General features: G+C 66.3%; 14 protein-coding genes. 9 read left to right on the plus strand and 5 right to left on the minus strand.

The features are described from left to right. Positions 1–30 precede the first annotated feature (30 nt). From ACE3UG_RS06075 to ACE3UG_RS06085, 3 genes are all read left to right on the plus strand, one after another. On the plus strand, positions 31–1611 hold the full coding sequence (locus ACE3UG_RS06075) for a 3,4-dehydroadipyl-CoA semialdehyde dehydrogenase (RefSeq protein ID WP_374621046.1): 1581 nt from the start codon (positions 31–33) through the stop codon (positions 1609–1611). 176 nt (positions 1612–1787) lie between these two features. Then, positions 1788–3365, plus strand: coding sequence for a benzoate-CoA ligase family protein (locus ACE3UG_RS06080; RefSeq protein ID WP_374621049.1), 1578 nt, complete (start codon positions 1788–1790; stop codon positions 3363–3365). Positions 3366–3385: 20 nt separating this feature from the next. Then, positions 3386–4207: an alpha/beta fold hydrolase gene (locus ACE3UG_RS06085; protein WP_374621517.1), complete on the plus strand. Its 822-nt coding sequence runs from the start codon at positions 3386–3388 to the stop codon at positions 4205–4207. 72 nt (positions 4208–4279) lie between these two features. Here the strand turns inward: ACE3UG_RS06085 and selD are convergent, their stop codons facing one another. Further along, entirely contained in the window at positions 4280–5359 is a 1080-nt protein-coding gene (gene selD, locus ACE3UG_RS06090) for a selenide, water dikinase SelD (RefSeq protein ID WP_374621052.1), read from the minus strand. A gap of 335 nt (positions 5360–5694) precedes the next feature. Here selD and ACE3UG_RS06095 point away from each other — a divergent pair, with 335 nt between their 5' ends. Next, positions 5695–6843, plus strand: a complete 1149-nt coding sequence (locus ACE3UG_RS06095) for a transglutaminase-like domain-containing protein (protein WP_374621055.1) — start codon at positions 5695–5697, stop codon at positions 6841–6843. A 26-nt stretch (positions 6844–6869) separates the two neighbouring features. Next, entirely contained in the window at positions 6870–7469 is a 600-nt protein-coding gene (locus ACE3UG_RS06100) for a TlpA family protein disulfide reductase (RefSeq protein WP_374621058.1), read from the plus strand. Between the two features lie 68 nt (positions 7470–7537). On the opposite strand, the gene ACE3UG_RS06105 is transcribed toward ACE3UG_RS06100, so the two are convergent. Further along, entirely contained in the window at positions 7538–8461 is a 924-nt protein-coding gene (locus tag ACE3UG_RS06105) for a LysR family transcriptional regulator (RefSeq protein WP_374621061.1), read from the minus strand. Between the two features lie 210 nt (positions 8462–8671). On the opposite strand from ACE3UG_RS06105, the gene ACE3UG_RS06110 reads away from it, so the two are divergent. Next, positions 8672–9223 (plus strand): chromate transporter, encoded by a 552-nt coding sequence (locus tag ACE3UG_RS06110; RefSeq protein ID WP_374621520.1) that lies wholly within the window; start codon positions 8672–8674, stop codon positions 9221–9223. Beyond that, positions 9220–9750 carry a chromate transporter gene (locus ACE3UG_RS06115; protein ID WP_374621063.1) on the plus strand — a complete coding sequence of 177 codons (531 nt, stop codon included), beginning with the start codon at positions 9220–9222 and terminating at the stop codon, positions 9748–9750. The genes ACE3UG_RS06110 and ACE3UG_RS06115 overlap by 4 nt, the downstream gene beginning before the upstream one ends. A 36-nt stretch (positions 9751–9786) precedes the next feature. Here the strand turns inward: ACE3UG_RS06115 and ACE3UG_RS06120 are convergent, their stop codons facing one another. Beyond that, on the minus strand, positions 9787–11127 hold the full coding sequence (locus ACE3UG_RS06120) for a hypothetical protein (protein ID WP_374621066.1): 1341 nt from the start codon (positions 11125–11127) through the stop codon (positions 9787–9789). A 149-nt stretch (positions 11128–11276) separates the two neighbouring features. Here ACE3UG_RS06120 and ACE3UG_RS06125 point away from each other — a divergent pair, with 149 nt between their 5' ends. Both ACE3UG_RS06125 and ACE3UG_RS06130 read left to right on the plus strand, forming a co-directional pair. Beyond that, positions 11277–12107 (plus strand): DUF3047 domain-containing protein, encoded by an 831-nt coding sequence (locus ACE3UG_RS06125; protein ID WP_374621069.1) that lies wholly within the window; start codon positions 11277–11279, stop codon positions 12105–12107. Positions 12108–12353: 246 nt separating this feature from the next. Beyond that, the gene (locus ACE3UG_RS06130) at positions 12354–14138 is read left to right on the plus strand and encodes a peptidoglycan D,D-transpeptidase FtsI family protein (RefSeq protein WP_374621073.1); all 1785 of its coding nucleotides are present in this window, start codon (positions 12354–12356) and stop codon (positions 14136–14138) included. 157 nt (positions 14139–14295) lie between these two features. Here the strand turns inward: ACE3UG_RS06130 and ACE3UG_RS06135 are convergent, their stop codons facing one another. Together ACE3UG_RS06135 and ACE3UG_RS06140 are read right to left on the minus strand one after the other, a co-directional pair. Continuing rightward, positions 14296–14661 (minus strand): cytochrome o ubiquinol oxidase subunit IV, encoded by a 366-nt coding sequence (locus ACE3UG_RS06135; protein WP_374621076.1) that lies wholly within the window; start codon positions 14659–14661, stop codon positions 14296–14298. Continuing rightward, positions 14662–15288, minus strand: coding sequence for a cytochrome o ubiquinol oxidase subunit III (locus ACE3UG_RS06140; protein ID WP_374621079.1), 627 nt, complete (start codon positions 15286–15288; stop codon positions 14662–14664). Between the last annotated feature and the right edge of the window lie 2 nt (positions 15289–15290).

The raw sequence follows: 15290 nt of genomic DNA on the forward strand, positions 1-15290 counted from the left end.
CCCCTCTTTGATTCCCACCGGTTGACGCTCATGCCCTCCCCCGCCTTGTTGGAAAACTACGTCGCCGGCCAATGGGTCGCCGGCAACGGCGCGCGCACCGCGCTCACCGACCCCGTGACTGGCGATACGCTGGCGTTCGTGTCGAGCGCCGGCCTGGATCTCGACGCGGCATTCACGTTCGCACGTGAGCGTGCCGGCCCGGCGCTGCGCGCCCTGTCGTACGGCGAGCGCGCGCAGCGACTCGCGCAGATCGTCGCCACATTGCAGGCGAATCGCGACGCCTATTACGCCATCGCCACCGCCAATTCGGGGACGGTCGCCACCGACTCCGCCGTCGACATCGACGGGGCGATCTTCACACTGTCGATGTACGCCAAGCTCGGCGCGGCGCTTGGCGACGCCCACACACTGCTCGACGGCGCCGCAGTGCCGCTGGCCAAGGATGGGTCGTTCGCGGTGCGTCACGTGTTCCGTGCGACGCCGGGTGTCGCCCTGTTCATCAATGCCTTCAACTTCCCCGCCTGGGGACTCTGGGAGAAGGCGGCCGGCGCATTGCTCGCGGGCGTGCCTGTCATCGTCAAACCGGCCACCTCGACCGCGTGGCTGACACAGCGCATGGTGGCCGATGTGGTCGAGGCAGGCATTCTGCCGCCGGGCAGCCTGTCGGTGATCTGCGGCAGCGCCGCCGGTCTGCTCGAGCGGATCGGGCCGTTCGACGTAGTCTCGTTCACCGGTTCGGCCGATACCGCTGCGACGTTGCGCGCGCATGCGGCGTTTACCGAACGCTCGGCGCGCATCAACGTTGAGGCCGATAGCCTGAACAGCGCGCTCCTGCTGCCCGACGCGGCGCCGGGCAGTGCGGCCTTCGATCAGTTCGTGCGCGAAGTGGCGCGCGAGATGACCGTCAAGTCGGGTCAGAAATGCACGGCGATTCGCCGCGCGATGGTGCCCGTCGAGCACTTCGATGCCGCCGCCGCCGCCATTGCCGAGCGACTGGCCAAAATGGTCGTCGGCAATCCGCGCAACGAGTCCGTCAAGATGGGCTCGCTCGTGAGTCTCGCGCAAAAGCGCGCCGTGCTCGACGGCATCGCCCATTTGCAGCGGGAAGCCGAAACGCTCTATGACGGCAATCGCGAGGCCACCTTCGTCGATGCCGGCGCCGACAGCGCTTGCGTCGCCCCCGTGCTGCTCGGCCTGCGCGACGGCGCGAGCGGCAAGCGTGTCCACGACACGGAAGTGTTCGGCCCCGTAGCGACGCTCGTCGGCTATCGCGATCTCGATGAAGCGGTCGCGCTCGCCAAGCGCGGGCAGGGGTCTCTTGTCGTGTCGCTGTACAGCAACGACGCCGTGGCCATGCACGCACCCGCCCTCGCGTTGGCCGACGCGCACGGTCGCGTGCACGCGGTCGACCCGTCGGTCGCAAAGACACAGACCGGGCACGGCAACGTCATGCCGCAATCGCTGCACGGCGGCCCGGGCCGCGCCGGTGGCGGCGAGGAACTGGGTGGCCTGCGCGCATTGCGCTTCTACCACGTGCGCTCGGCCGTTCAGGGTCCCGTCGCGCTGATCGAAGCACTCACGCAAAACGCCGTCGAATTCCCGGCGGGTTGACGCATTTCGCCAGCCGTCGAAGTTAGCTCTCGAAGTTAGCTCTCGAAGGCAGCCGTCGCAGTCAGCCGTCGCAGTCAAGGTGATTCATCCAGGCGCCGCCAGAGCGCCGACAAGTACTCACGCCGCGCGTCTCCCCCTCCCGGGTGTGCGCCGCGCGGTGATCCACCGGAGACAACATGGAAGCCGTACTCACCCCACCGCCGGCGAACTTCAACTTCGCCGCGCATCTGGAGGCGCTCAATCGCGAGCGCGCGACCAAGACTGCTTATCTCGACGACACCCGCTCCCTCACCTATGGCGAACTCGCCGATCGGTGCCGGCGCTTCGCGACCGGATTGGCGCGCGCGGGTGTCCACCGCGAAGAGCGCATCCTGCTCATCATGCTCGACACCGTCGACCTGCCTGTCGCCTTCCTCGGCGCGCTGTACGCCGGCGTGGTGCCCGTGGTCGTCAATACGCTGCTCACCGCCGACGACTACGCGTACATGATCTCGCACAGCAAGGCGCAGCTCGTGATTGCGTCCGGCGCGCTCCTGCCGGCCGTGCAGGCCGCGCTCGACAAGGTCGCCGAGACGGCGTCGGCGCCACCGTGCGTCGTCTCGCAACCGGTTGATGCCGAGGCGCACGCCAACGCCGTTGCCGACTGGCCGACCTTCGACGCGCTCGTGGCGGGTCCGCCGAGCGCGCTGCCCGCCGATACCGCCGGCGACGACATCGCATTCTGGCTGTACTCGTCGGGCTCGACCGGCAAGCCCAAGGGCACCGTGCACACGCACGCCAACCTGTACTGGACGGCCGAGACGTACGGTCGCCATGTGCTGGGAATTCGCGAGGACGACATTGCCTTTTCCGCCGCGAAGCTATTCTTCGCGTACGGGCTGGGCAACGGGCTCACGTTCCCGCTGTCGGTCGGCGCAACCGTCGTCCTGATGGCCGAACGCCCGACGGCGCAAGCGGTCGCGCAACGGCTGCGTCAGCATCGCCCGACGATCTTCTATGGGGTGCCGACGCTCTACGCCAACCTGCTCGCGTCGCCGCACCTGCCCGAGCGCGAAGACGTGGCGTTGCGCCTATGCACCTCGGCCGGCGAGGCGCTACCTCGGGAAATCGGCGAGCGGTTCACGGCGCATTTCGGTGCCGAGATTCTCGACGGCATCGGCTCGACCGAGATGCTGCATATCTTCCTGTCGAATCGCGCGGGACAGGTCGCCTACGGAACGACCGGCGAACCGGTACCGGGCTACGCCGTGGCGTTGCGCGACGAAAACGGCCAGCCCGTGCCGGACGGCGAGATCGGCGATCTGTACATCCAGGGGCCGAGCGCCGCGCTCATGTATTGGTGCAATCGCGAGAAGTCACGCGCCACGTTCCTCGGCGACTGGCTCAAGAGCGGCGACAAGTACCAGCGTCTGCCCAATGGGTATTACGTCTATGCCGGACGCAGCGACGATATGCTCAAGGTCAGCGGCCAGTACGTCTCGCCCATCGAGGTCGAGATGGTCCTGATGCAGCACGATGCGGTGCTCGAGGCGGGCGTCGTGGGACGCGACGACAACGGCCTGACCAAGACGCAGGCGTTCGTCGTGCTCAAGCCCGGTGTCTCGCCGACCGACGCGATGGCCACCGAGTTGAAGGCCTTCGTGAAGGCGCGCCTGGCACCGCACAAATACCCTCGCGAGTTGGTCTTCGTCGACGATCTGCCGAAGACGGCGACCGGCAAGGTGCAGCGCTTCAAGCTGCGCGAGTTGCTTTAGGAGACCCCAGGACCATGTCAATGTCGGACGTACAGTTCGCCCGGATCGAGACGGCCTCGCACGGCCCACTCTCGCTCGAATACCGATGGATCAACCCCGAGCTTGCCCACGCCCCGCTGCTGGTCTTTCTTCACGAGGGGCTCGGCTCCGTCGCCATGTGGAAAGACTGGCCGCAACAGTTGTGCAACGCGGGCGGTTATCGCGGCCTGGTGTATTCGCGCAACGGCTATGGCCGCTCCACGCCGCGTGCGCACGGCGAGCAGTGGCCGGTCGACTTCATGCACCGTCAGGCCCGCGAAGTGTTGCCCGCGTTTCTCGACGCCCTCGGCGTTGGCCCGGATCAGGCCGAGCGCGTGTGGCTCGTCGGCCATAGCGACGGCGGTTCGATCGCGCTGCTGTTCAGCGCCGCGTTCCCCGACCGGCTCGCCGGTGCCGTGGTGATCGCCCCGCACCTGTTCGTCGAGGATCTGTCGGTGCAGAGCATCGCCAAGACGAAGACCGTGTACGAAACGACGGATCTCCCCACGAAGCTCGGCCGATACCACGACGACGTCGATTCGGCGTTCTGGGGCTGGAACGACATCTGGTTGAACCCGGCGTTTCGCGAATGGAATCTGGTGGGCGCGGTGGCAAGCATCTCGAAGCCGCTGCTCGCGATCCAGGGCGAGAACGACGAGTACGGCACGATGGCGCAGATGGACAGCATTGCGACCCATGTGCCGCACGCGCAAGTGGTGAAGCTGACGGCGTGCGGACATTCACCACATCGCGACGCACCCCAGCCGTTGGGCGAGGCCATCGTCGCGTTCATCGGCCGTCACGCGCCCCATCAGGCCGCATGAGGTAGCGGAAAGCAGCGGAAGGCGGCGGGCGCGCCCTCGTTCTTTCGAGGGCGCCCGTTGCGGCCGTCCGCGTCAGATCACGCGCACACCCGGCGTGCCCGGACGCATGGCGCCCACGATGCCGGCTTCGTCGAAGCCGTCTGCCCGAAACACCGCGAGCACGTCGTCGACCGCGCCGGGTGCGCACGACACGAGCAACCCGCCTGCCGTCTGCGGATCGCACAACAGGTCGCGGTCACGCTCGGTCAGGCGCTCCCCCAGTTCGACCGATGCCCCGTAAGACGCCCAGTTGCGTCCGGACGCGCCGGTGATACACCCCTTGTCGGCCAACTCGCGCACGCCCTCCAACAGCGGCACGTCGGACATGCGCAGATACGCCGCCAGATTCGCGCCGCGACACATTTCGAGCGTATGGCCGAGCAGGCCGAAGCCGGTCACATCGGTGAGCGCATGCACGCCGGGCAATGCCGCGAGCGCCGGCCCCACGCGGTTCAGTCGCGTGGTGGCATCGATCATGCGGCGATAGCCCGCCTCGTCCAGTTGATGCTTCTTGAGTGCGGCCGACATCACGCCAACCCCAAGCGGCTTGCCAAGTACCAACACGTCGCCCGCCTGTGCATCGGCGTTGCGTTTCAGGCGCTTCGGGTGCACCACACCCAGCGCGACGAGACCATAGATCGGCTCGACCGAGTCGATGCTGTGCCCGCCCGCAATCGGAATGCCCGCCTCGGCGCAGACCGATTCGCCACCGCGCAGAATCTCGCGGATCGTCTCGCGCGGCAGCACGTTGATCGGCATGCCGACGATGGCCAGCGCAAAGATCGGCTTGCCGCCCATCGCGTAGACGTCGGACAGGGCATTGGTCGCGGCGATGCGGCCGAAGTCGAACGGGTCGTCGACGATCGGCATGAAAAAGTCCGTCGTCGCGATGATGGCTTGCTCGTCGTTGAGCTGGTAGACCGCTGCGTCGTCGGACGTCTCCGTGCCCACAAGCAGCGCCGCCGGCATGGGCAGCGGCGTGTCGGTGCGGGCGAGCAGTTCGGAGAGCACGCCCGGCGCGATCTTGCAGCCGCAGCCGCCGCCGTGCGAGAGCGAAGTCAGGCGCGGAGCCGGCGGTACGGCGCCCACTGGAGTTGCATCGATTGCGGTCATGGTCTTGGGAGTTCGTTGGGGATGGCCGGGAACCCATCGCAAGGTGTGCGGCTGCGCCGCTGCTTGGTGCTGCTTGGTGCTGCTTGGTGCTGCTTGGTGCTGCTTGGTGCCACTTGGTGCCACTTGGTGCTGCCGAGCCTCGCTTCTCCCGGAATGACGACAGTTTGCCAAAAGTCGACGTATTATGGAGCAGCTTTGGCACGTCGATCTGTCTCGAAATGGCTATCGATGACAAACGGCGACCGAATCACCTCGCCCATGCATCGAACGACGCCACCACCGCAGCACCCTAACCACCCTGCGCTGTGAGCGCTGACGCTTAAGGGGACTTCATCATGCAACGCCGCCGCTTCCTCTCGCTGGGCGCCTGCGCCCTGCCCACCTCCCTCGTGACGACTTCACTCGTTCCCGCCCATGCGCAGGCCGCGCCGGCACGGACGTCGTCGTCCGGCCCGGCCGACGGCTGGCGCACCTTCGCGCTGACAACGCAGGTCGAACTGCCCGCCGGGAAGGGTCCCGCGCATGTCTGGCTTCCGGTGGCGACGTCGCCGTCCGGGGCCTATCAGCACGCGCTGGGCGCGCACTGGGAGGCGCCGGGTGCGACCGCCGCACTGCGCATGGTGCGAGGCGCGTCGGGCATCGGCGTGCCGATGCTCAGTGTGGCGTGGCCCGAGGGCGCCGCGCAGGCCCCCCGCACCGTCACACTGGTGAATACGTTTTCCACGCGTGATCGGGCGGTCGATTTGTCGCAGCCGCCCTCGGCCAGCGCCGCACGCGAATCGCCGGAAGTGCTGCGCCGATATCTCCTGCCGACGGCGCTCCAGCCGACCGACGGCCTCGTGCGCGAGACGGCCGAGAAGATTACGCGCGGCGAAAAGGGCGACGTGGAGAAGGCACGCGCCCTCTATCAGTGGATCGTGGAGAACTGCCGACGCGAAGGCTCCGTGCGCGGCTGCGGCACGGGCGACGTGCGTTACATGCTCACCACCGGCGACCTCGCGGGCAAGTGCGCCGACATCAACGCACTCTTTACCGCCCTCGCACGCTCGGTCGGCATTCCCGCACGCGATGCTTACGGCGTGCGCGTCGCGACGTCGCGTCACGGCTTCAACAGCCTGGGCAAGGCGGGCGACGTCACGCGCGCACAGCATTGCCGAGCCGAGTTCTATGCCGCCGGCTATGGTTGGGTGCCGGTCGACCCGGCAGACGTGCGCAAGGTCGTGCTCGAAGAGGTGCCCGGCGGCCTGCCGCTCGATGACTTGCGCGTGCGCGCTGCCCGCGCGATGCTCTTCGGCCAGTGGGAAATGAACTGGGTCGCATTCAATCACGGTGCGGACATTGCGCTGCCCGGCGCTCGGGGGGGACGCGACAATACTGTCCCGTTTCTCATGTATCCGAATGGCGAAGTGGCGCGCGCACGGCTCGACAGTCTCGATCCGGATACCTTCCGCTATCGCATGAACGCCCGCGAAATCACTGCCTGAGGCGAGTCACGAAGGAGCACACCGCCATGCATCGACGTCATTTCCTTCACACGCTCGGCGCCCTCGGTACTGCCGGTGCACTCGGCAGCGTCGGTGGGCGGGCGTTGGCCGCCGGACCGATCAAGGGCGCGGCTGAAGTCGATGACAGTGCGCTCGCAGGCATGTCCGGCGGCAGGCTGTCGGCGTGGCGCGGCGCCACGCCCGCCTTCACGCTCGACGGGCTCGACGGGCGCGCGCACGCGCTGTCCGAGTGGCGCGGGCGCGTAGTCATCCTCAACTTCTGGGCCACCTGGTGCGGCCCCTGCCGCGAAGAAATTCCCGCGATGGGGGCGGTGGCGCGTCAGTATCGTCAGCGCGGCCTCGCACTGGTCGCCGTCAACTACAAGGAATCGCTCGCGACGGTAAAGCCGTTCGTCGACAAAGTGCCCATCGACGGCACCGTACTGCTCGACACCGACGGCGCCGCCTACAAGCGCTTCGACTCGCTCGGCCTGCCCGCCACCTATCTCATCGATCGGGCGGGCAATGCGCGCTTCTGGCGCATGGGCGAGCTGCAGTGGAGCGACGCGGGATTGCACGGACACATCGAGACCCTGCTGACGCAAAAAGGCGGCACGACCGCGTGACGGCATGCCGTGCCGAGCGCATGCCAGCGCTCGTCGTCTCGTCGCATGTCGTCTCGTGTCGCGGCGCGTCATCCGTCAGCCGCCGACGGCGCAGCCTCGCGCACGTGTTCGAGCAGTCGCACCGTCGGTCCGGCGAGCACGCCTTCGCGATACGCACAGTACAACGGCGCGCGCGGTGGCGGCGCAAGCGGCCGGTACACAATCCCCTCGACCTGCATGCGCATGAGCGATGCGGGCACCACCGACACGCCCAGGCCTGCCGCGACGAGCGACAGCGTGGTGAGCAGTCGCGGCGCTTCCTGCTCGATGTTCGGACTGAAACCTGCGCCGTGACACGCAGCGATGATGGCGTCGTATAGCCCCTGCCCCGTGCGGCGTCGATAGAGAATCAGCTTCTGCGCTGCGATGGCCGCCATCGGCACGGCCGTCTCACCCGCGCGCCCCTCCAGGGCGAGCGGATGCGCCGACGGCACGGCCAGCACCATCGACTCTTCGAGCACAGGCACGAAGACGATCTGCCCGGTGTCCCCCTGCGGCTGGCGAATGAACGCGACATCCAGATGGGCGTCGCGCAGACCGTCGAGCAGCTCGCTCGTACTGCCCTCGTCGAGCATCAACGAGACTTCCGGCGCATCGCGGCGAAACGCACGAATGACCGTCGGCACGAACGGATGCAGCGCCGCCGAGCTGGTGAAGCCTACCGACAGCCTTCCCTTGACGCCCGCAGCAACACGGCGCACATCGTCGACCGCCTGATCGAGCTTGCGTACGACGTCGTAGGCGTCGGCGAGAAATGCCCGACCCGCGTCTGTCAGCGCCATGCCGCGCGGCAGACGCTCGAAGAGCGTCACGCCCAACTGCGTTTCGAGCACCCGGATTTGCTGCGAGAGCGGTGGTTGGCCGATGCCCAGACGGTCCGCCGCGCGTGTCATGTGTCCCGTTTCGGCCACGGCGATGAAGTAGCGCAGCAACCGTATGTCGATATTTGCCATATTGATTCGATATGATTCAAGTCACTTCCATATATTGGACAATATAGCGCAATCCTCCTACTCTCAAGGGGTTCCGCGCGGCGCCTGTGCATCGCCTCTCTCGATGACACGTCCTGCCGGGCGGCCCCCATCGTCGTCCCGTTTCAGAACACATTTGCCATGAGCATTCCGGCCCCACCCGCACCTGCCGCATCGAGCGCGCCCGCAACGATGCCCTCCTCCCCGGTTGCGGACACCCCCAGCATTCGTGCGCTGTTCCTGGGCTTCCTCGGCCTCGGCATGACCGCGTTCGGCGGCGCGCTGCCGTTGGCGCGACGCATGATCGTCGAGAAGCACCGATGGATCACACCGGCCGAATTCACCGATCTACTGGGCCTGTGCCAGTTTCTGCCCGGCGGCAACATCATCAATCTGTCGGTCGCGCTCGGCATGCGCTTTCACGGTTGGCGCGGCGCGCTCGCGTCGATCCTCGGTCTGATCGCGGTGCCATCGGCCGTGGTCATCGCGCTGGGCACGATTTATCAGCATTTTCAGAGCGATCCACACGTGAAGCATCTGTTCGCCGGACTCGCGGCCGCCGCGGCCGGGCTGCTGATTCAGATGGCCTGGAAGGTGTCATGGCCGCTGCGCAAGTCGGTGGCGCTCGCCGGCGTGGCGACGGCGTGCTTCATCGCCATTGCGGTCCTGCGTCTGCCGCTCGTGCTCACGATGCTCGTGATGACGCCGATCTCCATCTACGCCACGTGGAGGATTTCGCAATGACCGGCACCCTCATCTCGCTCGCGCTCATCTTCGCGCAGTTGTCGGTGCTCGCATTCGGCGGCGGCAACACGATTCTGCCGGAGATGGAGCGCCAGGTCGTCGACGTGCATCACTGGATGACGTCGGAGGCGTTCAGCGCGCTGTTTGCGCTGGGACAGGCCGCGCCCGGCCCGAACCTCATGATCGTGACGCTCATTGGCTGGCACGTGGCCGGCTGGCAGGGCATGCTCGTCACGTCGCTCGCGAAGTTCGGGCCGTCGTCGCTCATCACGGCCGGGGTGCTGCACCTGTGGGAGCGCTTCCGGGACCGGCCGTGGCGCCGCATCGTGCAGGCGGGCTTGATCCCGATGACAGCGGGCCTCGTCGCCGCAAGTGCCGCGTTGATTGCCGAAGCGTCGGCAACGTCGTGGCTGCTCGCGGGCATCACCGCGTGCGTGGCGGTGCTCGCGATCCGCACCCGCGTGCACCCGCTGTGGTGGCTCGCAGCGGGCAGTGTCGCGGGGTTGCTTGGCGGGGCGTATCTATAGCGGCCGCACGCTCGCTCGCCCTGACCGTCATGACCGTCATGACCGTCCCGCCTCGCAGACTTGCGCGTAAGACGCGCACCAGTGGTCGCGCCCCAAGGCACGAATACCGTCGACGAGATGCATCCAGTCGGGGGCGCCGATCACCAGCGACGGCGGCGTATCGCCACGCGCCAACGCGGCAAGGCGCGGCGGACATGGCGCGCGCCGCTCAGGCATCCCGGCCACCAGCAGCACGCGGGAAACCCACCGCGCGACGTCCATCGGAATGGTCGGCGTAACGGCCTGTCCGGGTTGTGCCACCGGTTCGTCGTTCCAGCGCCAGGCAAAGCGCGCGCTGACCTCCGAGCGTATCGCCAGACCCATGGCGAAGTGCACGCGCTCGCAGGTCAGGCCGCGCTGTGCCGCAGTGCTGAGCGCCACCTTCGCGAGCGCTCGCCAATCGGCGCCACTGCCGCAATCGTTGCGCACGCTGGCGGCGATCAACGCGACCACGCGCGATTGCACGCGGCGCAGCGCATCGGGATGCGTCAGCATCCGGCGCACGTCTTGAGTTTCGTCCGAAAGATCGTCCGTCGTTTCGGCCGGGTCGAACAATTGAACGTCGACCGGGTGGACGGAAAACGTCGGTGAGCCCGCGATATCGTTTCGCCAATCGGGTTCGAGACGCTCGCGCAGCAGGGCGAAAGCGCCGTCGTACCTCACCAGCGAGGCACGCGCTTCGTCCAGGTTCAGGGTCCGGCGTGCAGCCTGCGGCAGCTTGAAGCCCAGGCCGTGCGCGAGGAGCTGACAAAGCAACGCGACTCTGTCGCTTTGTGCCGCGCAGGTTTGCGGCGTATCCGCGATGTGCAGAATAAGCGCTTCTGCGATCTGCAGCTCGGCCAACTTGCGACGCGACGACGCGCTCGCTTGCCGTGACGCCGATGAGGACGGGAGCGGATTCGCGCTCGCCTGCGTCGCGTCGAATGCCGTGAGGCATTGCCGCATGGCGGTGACATCGCCCAGGGTGCGGCGTTGCAGTTGCTCGCGGGTGTCAATCGCCCATTGACGCGGTGCGTCGTCGCCCGCGCCCATGGCATTCTCGAGCGCCCGCAGCTCTGGCCAGAGGTACCGGCACGTCGCGCCGATCGTCAGCGCGCTCAGCGCACAGGCAAACGCCACGTCTGCGGCGCCCGGAACGCCCGCCCCCTGGCGTTCATACCGTTGGCGCGCGCCTTGCCAGGCACCGCTCAGCAGGTGATGCAGCCCACTGTCGCGCAGACAGGCGGCCGCGCCTGCGAAATCGCCCCGGAACCCGTCGTAGACGCAGTTCGCCACCTCGGTCGCATAGCCCATGATTGCCCGCGTGGGGGTGGATACCGCATCGGACACGAATGGCATGTCGCTTCCTCATTGACGTTGAAAGCGGCCAGCATCCGCCAATGCCGCACGACGCGCTTCAGCATTCGCCCGCCCGCCTTTCGGGCAACCTCCCCCGGAAACTGCGATGATGTCTTCAATGTGTCGCCACCGAGTCCCCAGGAGGCCCCATGCCGATCATCGTCACGTTCACCGCGTCCGTCGTTGTCGCTCTTGGGAGGTTTCTGACCTCGATACGTCGACGCCGGCTTCGGCCGCCCGCGCGAACGTTCACACTCGCGCTCTGCCTGACGGCGGGAAGCCTGAGCCCGGCGGCCACGTTCGCCGCCGATCCTGCCCCGGATGCAGCCCTCTTTTCGACGTCAAGTCCGGGCACCGCGCTGCCTTCCGGTTGGCAGAACCTGCCGGTGGTGAGTGGCAAGAAGCTCACCGCTTACGTCGTTGTCACGGACAACGGGCGCCGTGTCGTCGAGGCCAACTCGGTCGATTCCGCGTCTGCGCTCATGGCCAAGGGCGACGGCATCGACCTGAGTGCGACGCCCGTCGTGACGTGGCGCTGGAGAGTCGAGCGCGCGATCCCCGGCGCGGACAACCGGGTGGCTGACAAGGAAGACGCCCCCGCGCGATTGATATTCGTTTTCGACGGGAATACGTCGTCGTTGCCGTTTGGCGATCGCGCGGCCATGACACTGGCCAACGCCAGTGGCGAAAACTTGCCCTATGCGACGTTGATGTATATCTGGTCCAACGATGCGGCGCCGGGCGGCGTGATCCAGAACCCGCACACCGACCGGGTGCAGATGCTCGTGGTGGCCGGCGGCGATGCGTCGCTCGGTCGGTGGCAAACGTTCTCGCGTAACGTCGTGGCCGATTACGAGCGCGTCTATCGAGAGAAGCCGGGCAAGCTGCTCGGCTACGGCATCTTCACCGACAGCGACAACACGCATGCGAGTGCTCATGCCTGGTATGGCGACGTTCGGTTCACCCGCCCGGCGAAGTGACCCGATACGTCATGCTTATCGGGCCTCAATTTCGCCGCGACGATTCACCCGCCGGGTTTTATCTGCCGATACTCATGCGACCGGCAGCACCGAGGGCAGCGAAAAAACCGCCGAACGCCCCGTCTGACGGGGCGTTTGCGCTATTACAACGATCGCTTGCATGCTACGCTATCTCGCCTAGAATTTGAGCCAGCGATTGCCGTCCGGCTCATTGCCGTTCACGCTTCTCCACGCCCCGCGAGCGCCATGCAAAAGAATCGCCAGCCCAAGGACGTCACGTTCGCCTCCAGTCCGGTTTTGCAGTCGCGCATGTCGATGTGGCGCTCCAAGCTCGTTGTCATCACGATCACGGTCGCCTTCATCGGATTGGTGGTGCGCGCGTTCTGGATTGCCGGTCCGGGCAACAGTTTCTACATCGCACAGGGCGAAAAGCGCTACGAACACACCATCGTCATGCCTGCGGTGCGCGGCAAGATCGAGGATCGGGACGGCCGCGTCCTCGCGACCAGTCTGCCCATGCGCACGATCTGGGCGGTGCCGACCGAAGTGCCTGACGACCTGTCCGAGAGCGAAGTCCGGCAGGCCGGCAAACTGCTCGACATGCCCGCGAAGGAGCTGCGCACCAAGCTCATCGGCGAGAAAAAGTTCGTCTATGTGAAGCGCCAGGTCTCGCCCGAGATCGGCAAGCAGATCGAGGCACTGGGCATCCCCGGCGTCTACGAAAGCAGCGAATACAAGCGCTTCTACCCCGAGGGCGAGGTTGCCGCGCATGTCGTGGGCTTCACCAACGTCGAGGACAAGGGGCAGGAAGGCATGGAGCTTGGCGAGGACTCGCTGCTCGAGGGCAAGGCCGGCGTGCGGCGCGTCATCAAGGACCGCATCGGCCGGACCATTCAGGATCTCGACGACTCCAGTCCGCCGCGCGACGGCAAGAACATTCGCCTCACGCTCGACACTCGCGTGCAGTACATCGCGTACGAGGCCCTGAAGCATGCGATGGATCGCACGGGGGCGAAAGCCGCGATGGCGGTCGTCATCGACGCCAAGTCCGGCCAGGTGCTGGCGCTGGCCAACCTGCCGACCTACAACCCGAACGACCGCGCGCACCTGACGGGCGAACAGATGCGCAACCGCGTGTTCACGGACGTCTTCGAGCCGGGCTCGATTCTCAAGCCGTTCACCATGGCGCTGGCGTTGGACTTGCATCGTCTCACGCCGAATACGCTGATCGACACCGGTCCGGGACGATACGTGTTCGAAGGGGCCACCATTACCGACGACAACGCGAACGGCATGCTGACGGCGGCGGGCGTCATTCAGAAGTCGAGCAACATCGGCATGACCAAAGTGTCGACGATGTTGCGGGCGGAGGAAATGTGGGACATGTTCACCGAGATCGGACTGGGCCAGCAGCCGAAGCTGGGATTCCCGGGCGCCGTGTCGGGACGCTTGCGTCCCTATAAATCGTGGCGGCGAATCGAGCAGGCGACGATGGCCTATGGCTACGGGATTTCGGCGTCGCTGTTCCAGTTGGCGCGCGCTTACACGATCTTCGCCAACGACGGCGTGCTCGTGCCCATTACCATCATCAAGCCGGATACGCCGGTACAGCCGGAGGGAGTGCGCGTGATCGACGCGCACACGGCAGCGGAGATGCGCAAGATGCTGGCAGCGGTGGTCGATACCGGGGGAACCGCGACCACCGCACAGGTGGCCGGCTACAGCATTGGCGGGAAGACCGGCACGGCATACAAGGCCGGTGCACACGGTTATGACCACTCTAAGTATCGGGCGTCGTTCGTGGGGATTGCGCCATTGTCGGCACCGCGTCTGGTGATCGCGGTATCGGTGGACGAGCCGAAGGCGTCGCAGCACTTTGGCGGTCAGGCAGCCGGCCCGGCGTTTGCGGAGATCGCGTCGCAGGCGTTGCCCTTGCTGGGGATTCGACCGGATCTGCCGGTGCAGCCGGGGGTGATTCTGGCGGCCCCGACCTCAGACACGCCGCCGGACGACAAGACGCCGCACGGCTAGGCCGGAATAGCGTCGCCGCGTCGTCCCGATGCGTCGTCCCGATGCGTCGTCCCGATGCGTCGTCCCAAAGAAAAAGGCGGCCCGGTGAAACCGGCGCCGCCTTTTTCTCGCTTGCCCGTGCTGCTGTAACGCTATTGCGCAGGGCAAGCCCGGGGACTTACATCCCCGGCATCATCAGCGAGTTGGCGTTGTGCATGATCCACAGCGAGCCGACCAGCACGATGGCCACGATCAGAATCGTGAACGCAAAGGCCATCACATTCCAGCGCTGCTCCGACGAGCGGTCCATGTGCAGGAAGTAGACCAGGTGGACGATGATCTGCACGAGTGCGGCGCCGAGAATCAGCGGCAGCACCGTCGACGGCGGCATCGTGCCATCCATCACGAGCTTGAACGGCACGACCGTCAGGATCACCGCGAGCACGAAGCCGATCAGGTACGACTTCACGCTGCCGTGGCTACCCCCGGCCGCGTTGTGGCCAGCGTCGTGGCCGTGCGATTGCACCGATTTGGTATTGCTCATTTACATCGCTCCCATCAGGTAGACGACCGTGAACACGCCGATCCAGACCACGTCCAAGAAGTGCCAGAACAGCGACAGGCACTGCAAACGGGTGGTATTGGTGGTGCTCAGGCCCTTCTTGCCGATCTGGAACATCAGAACGGCCATCCACAGCAGGCCAGACGCCACGTGCAGACCGTGCGTGCCCACCAGGGCGAAGAACGACGACAGCGACGCACTGCGATTCGGTCCCGCACCTTCGAGGATCAGGTGGTGGAACTCGTACAGTTCCATCGCGATAAACCCTGCACCCAGCAGCCAGGTGATCGCCAGCCAGCTGAGCACCATGCGCTTCCTGCCGTTTTGCAGACCGACCATGGCGAAGCCATAGGTGATCGACGAGAACAGCAGGATGAACGTTTCGACCAACACAAACTTCAGGTCGAACAGTTCCTTGCCGGTCGGGCCACCCGCCGTGGCGTCACGCAGCACCGAGAAGGTGGCGAACAGGCCGGCGAACAGCACCAGATCGGTCATCAGGTACACCCAGAAACCGAAGATCGTGTTGCCCCCGGTGTCGTGGTGCGCGTGGTCATGCGCATGCGCATCGGCATGCGCGCCAGAGTGTTTGAGAACTTCGCTCGTCATGA

This window comes from Pandoraea sp., from assembly GCF_041919235.1.
GTDB lineage: Bacteria > Pseudomonadota > Gammaproteobacteria > Burkholderiales > Burkholderiaceae > Pandoraea.

Coding starts and splice junctions, on each gene's coding strand:
- selD (WP_374621052.1), bottom strand. CDS start 5,359: ATGACCGCAATCGATGCAACTCCAGTGGGCGCCGTACCGCCGGCTCCG.
- ACE3UG_RS06130 (WP_374621073.1), top strand. CDS start 12,354: ATGCAAAAGAATCGCCAGCCCAAGGACGTCACGTTCGCCTCCAGTCCG.
- ACE3UG_RS06115 (WP_374621063.1), top strand. CDS start 9,220: ATGACCGGCACCCTCATCTCGCTCGCGCTCATCTTCGCGCAGTTGTCG.
- ACE3UG_RS06095 (WP_374621055.1), top strand. CDS start 5,695: ATGCAACGCCGCCGCTTCCTCTCGCTGGGCGCCTGCGCCCTGCCCACC.
- ACE3UG_RS06100 (WP_374621058.1), top strand. CDS start 6,870: ATGCATCGACGTCATTTCCTTCACACGCTCGGCGCCCTCGGTACTGCC.
- ACE3UG_RS06110 (WP_374621520.1), top strand. CDS start 8,672: ATGCCCTCCTCCCCGGTTGCGGACACCCCCAGCATTCGTGCGCTGTTC.
- ACE3UG_RS06075 (WP_374621046.1), top strand. CDS start 31: ATGCCCTCCCCCGCCTTGTTGGAAAACTACGTCGCCGGCCAATGGGTC.
- ACE3UG_RS06135 (WP_374621076.1), bottom strand. CDS start 14,661: ATGAGCAATACCAAATCGGTGCAATCGCACGGCCACGACGCTGGCCAC.
- ACE3UG_RS06080 (WP_374621049.1), top strand. CDS start 1,788: ATGGAAGCCGTACTCACCCCACCGCCGGCGAACTTCAACTTCGCCGCG.
- ACE3UG_RS06140 (WP_374621079.1), bottom strand. CDS start 15,288: ATGACGAGCGAAGTTCTCAAACACTCTGGCGCGCATGCCGATGCGCAT.
- ACE3UG_RS06085 (WP_374621517.1), top strand. CDS start 3,386: ATGTCGGACGTACAGTTCGCCCGGATCGAGACGGCCTCGCACGGCCCA.
- ACE3UG_RS06120 (WP_374621066.1), bottom strand. CDS start 11,127: ATGCCATTCGTGTCCGATGCGGTATCCACCCCCACGCGGGCAATCATG.
- ACE3UG_RS06105 (WP_374621061.1), bottom strand. CDS start 8,461: ATGGCAAATATCGACATACGGTTGCTGCGCTACTTCATCGCCGTGGCC.
- ACE3UG_RS06125 (WP_374621069.1), top strand. CDS start 11,277: ATGCCGATCATCGTCACGTTCACCGCGTCCGTCGTTGTCGCTCTTGGG.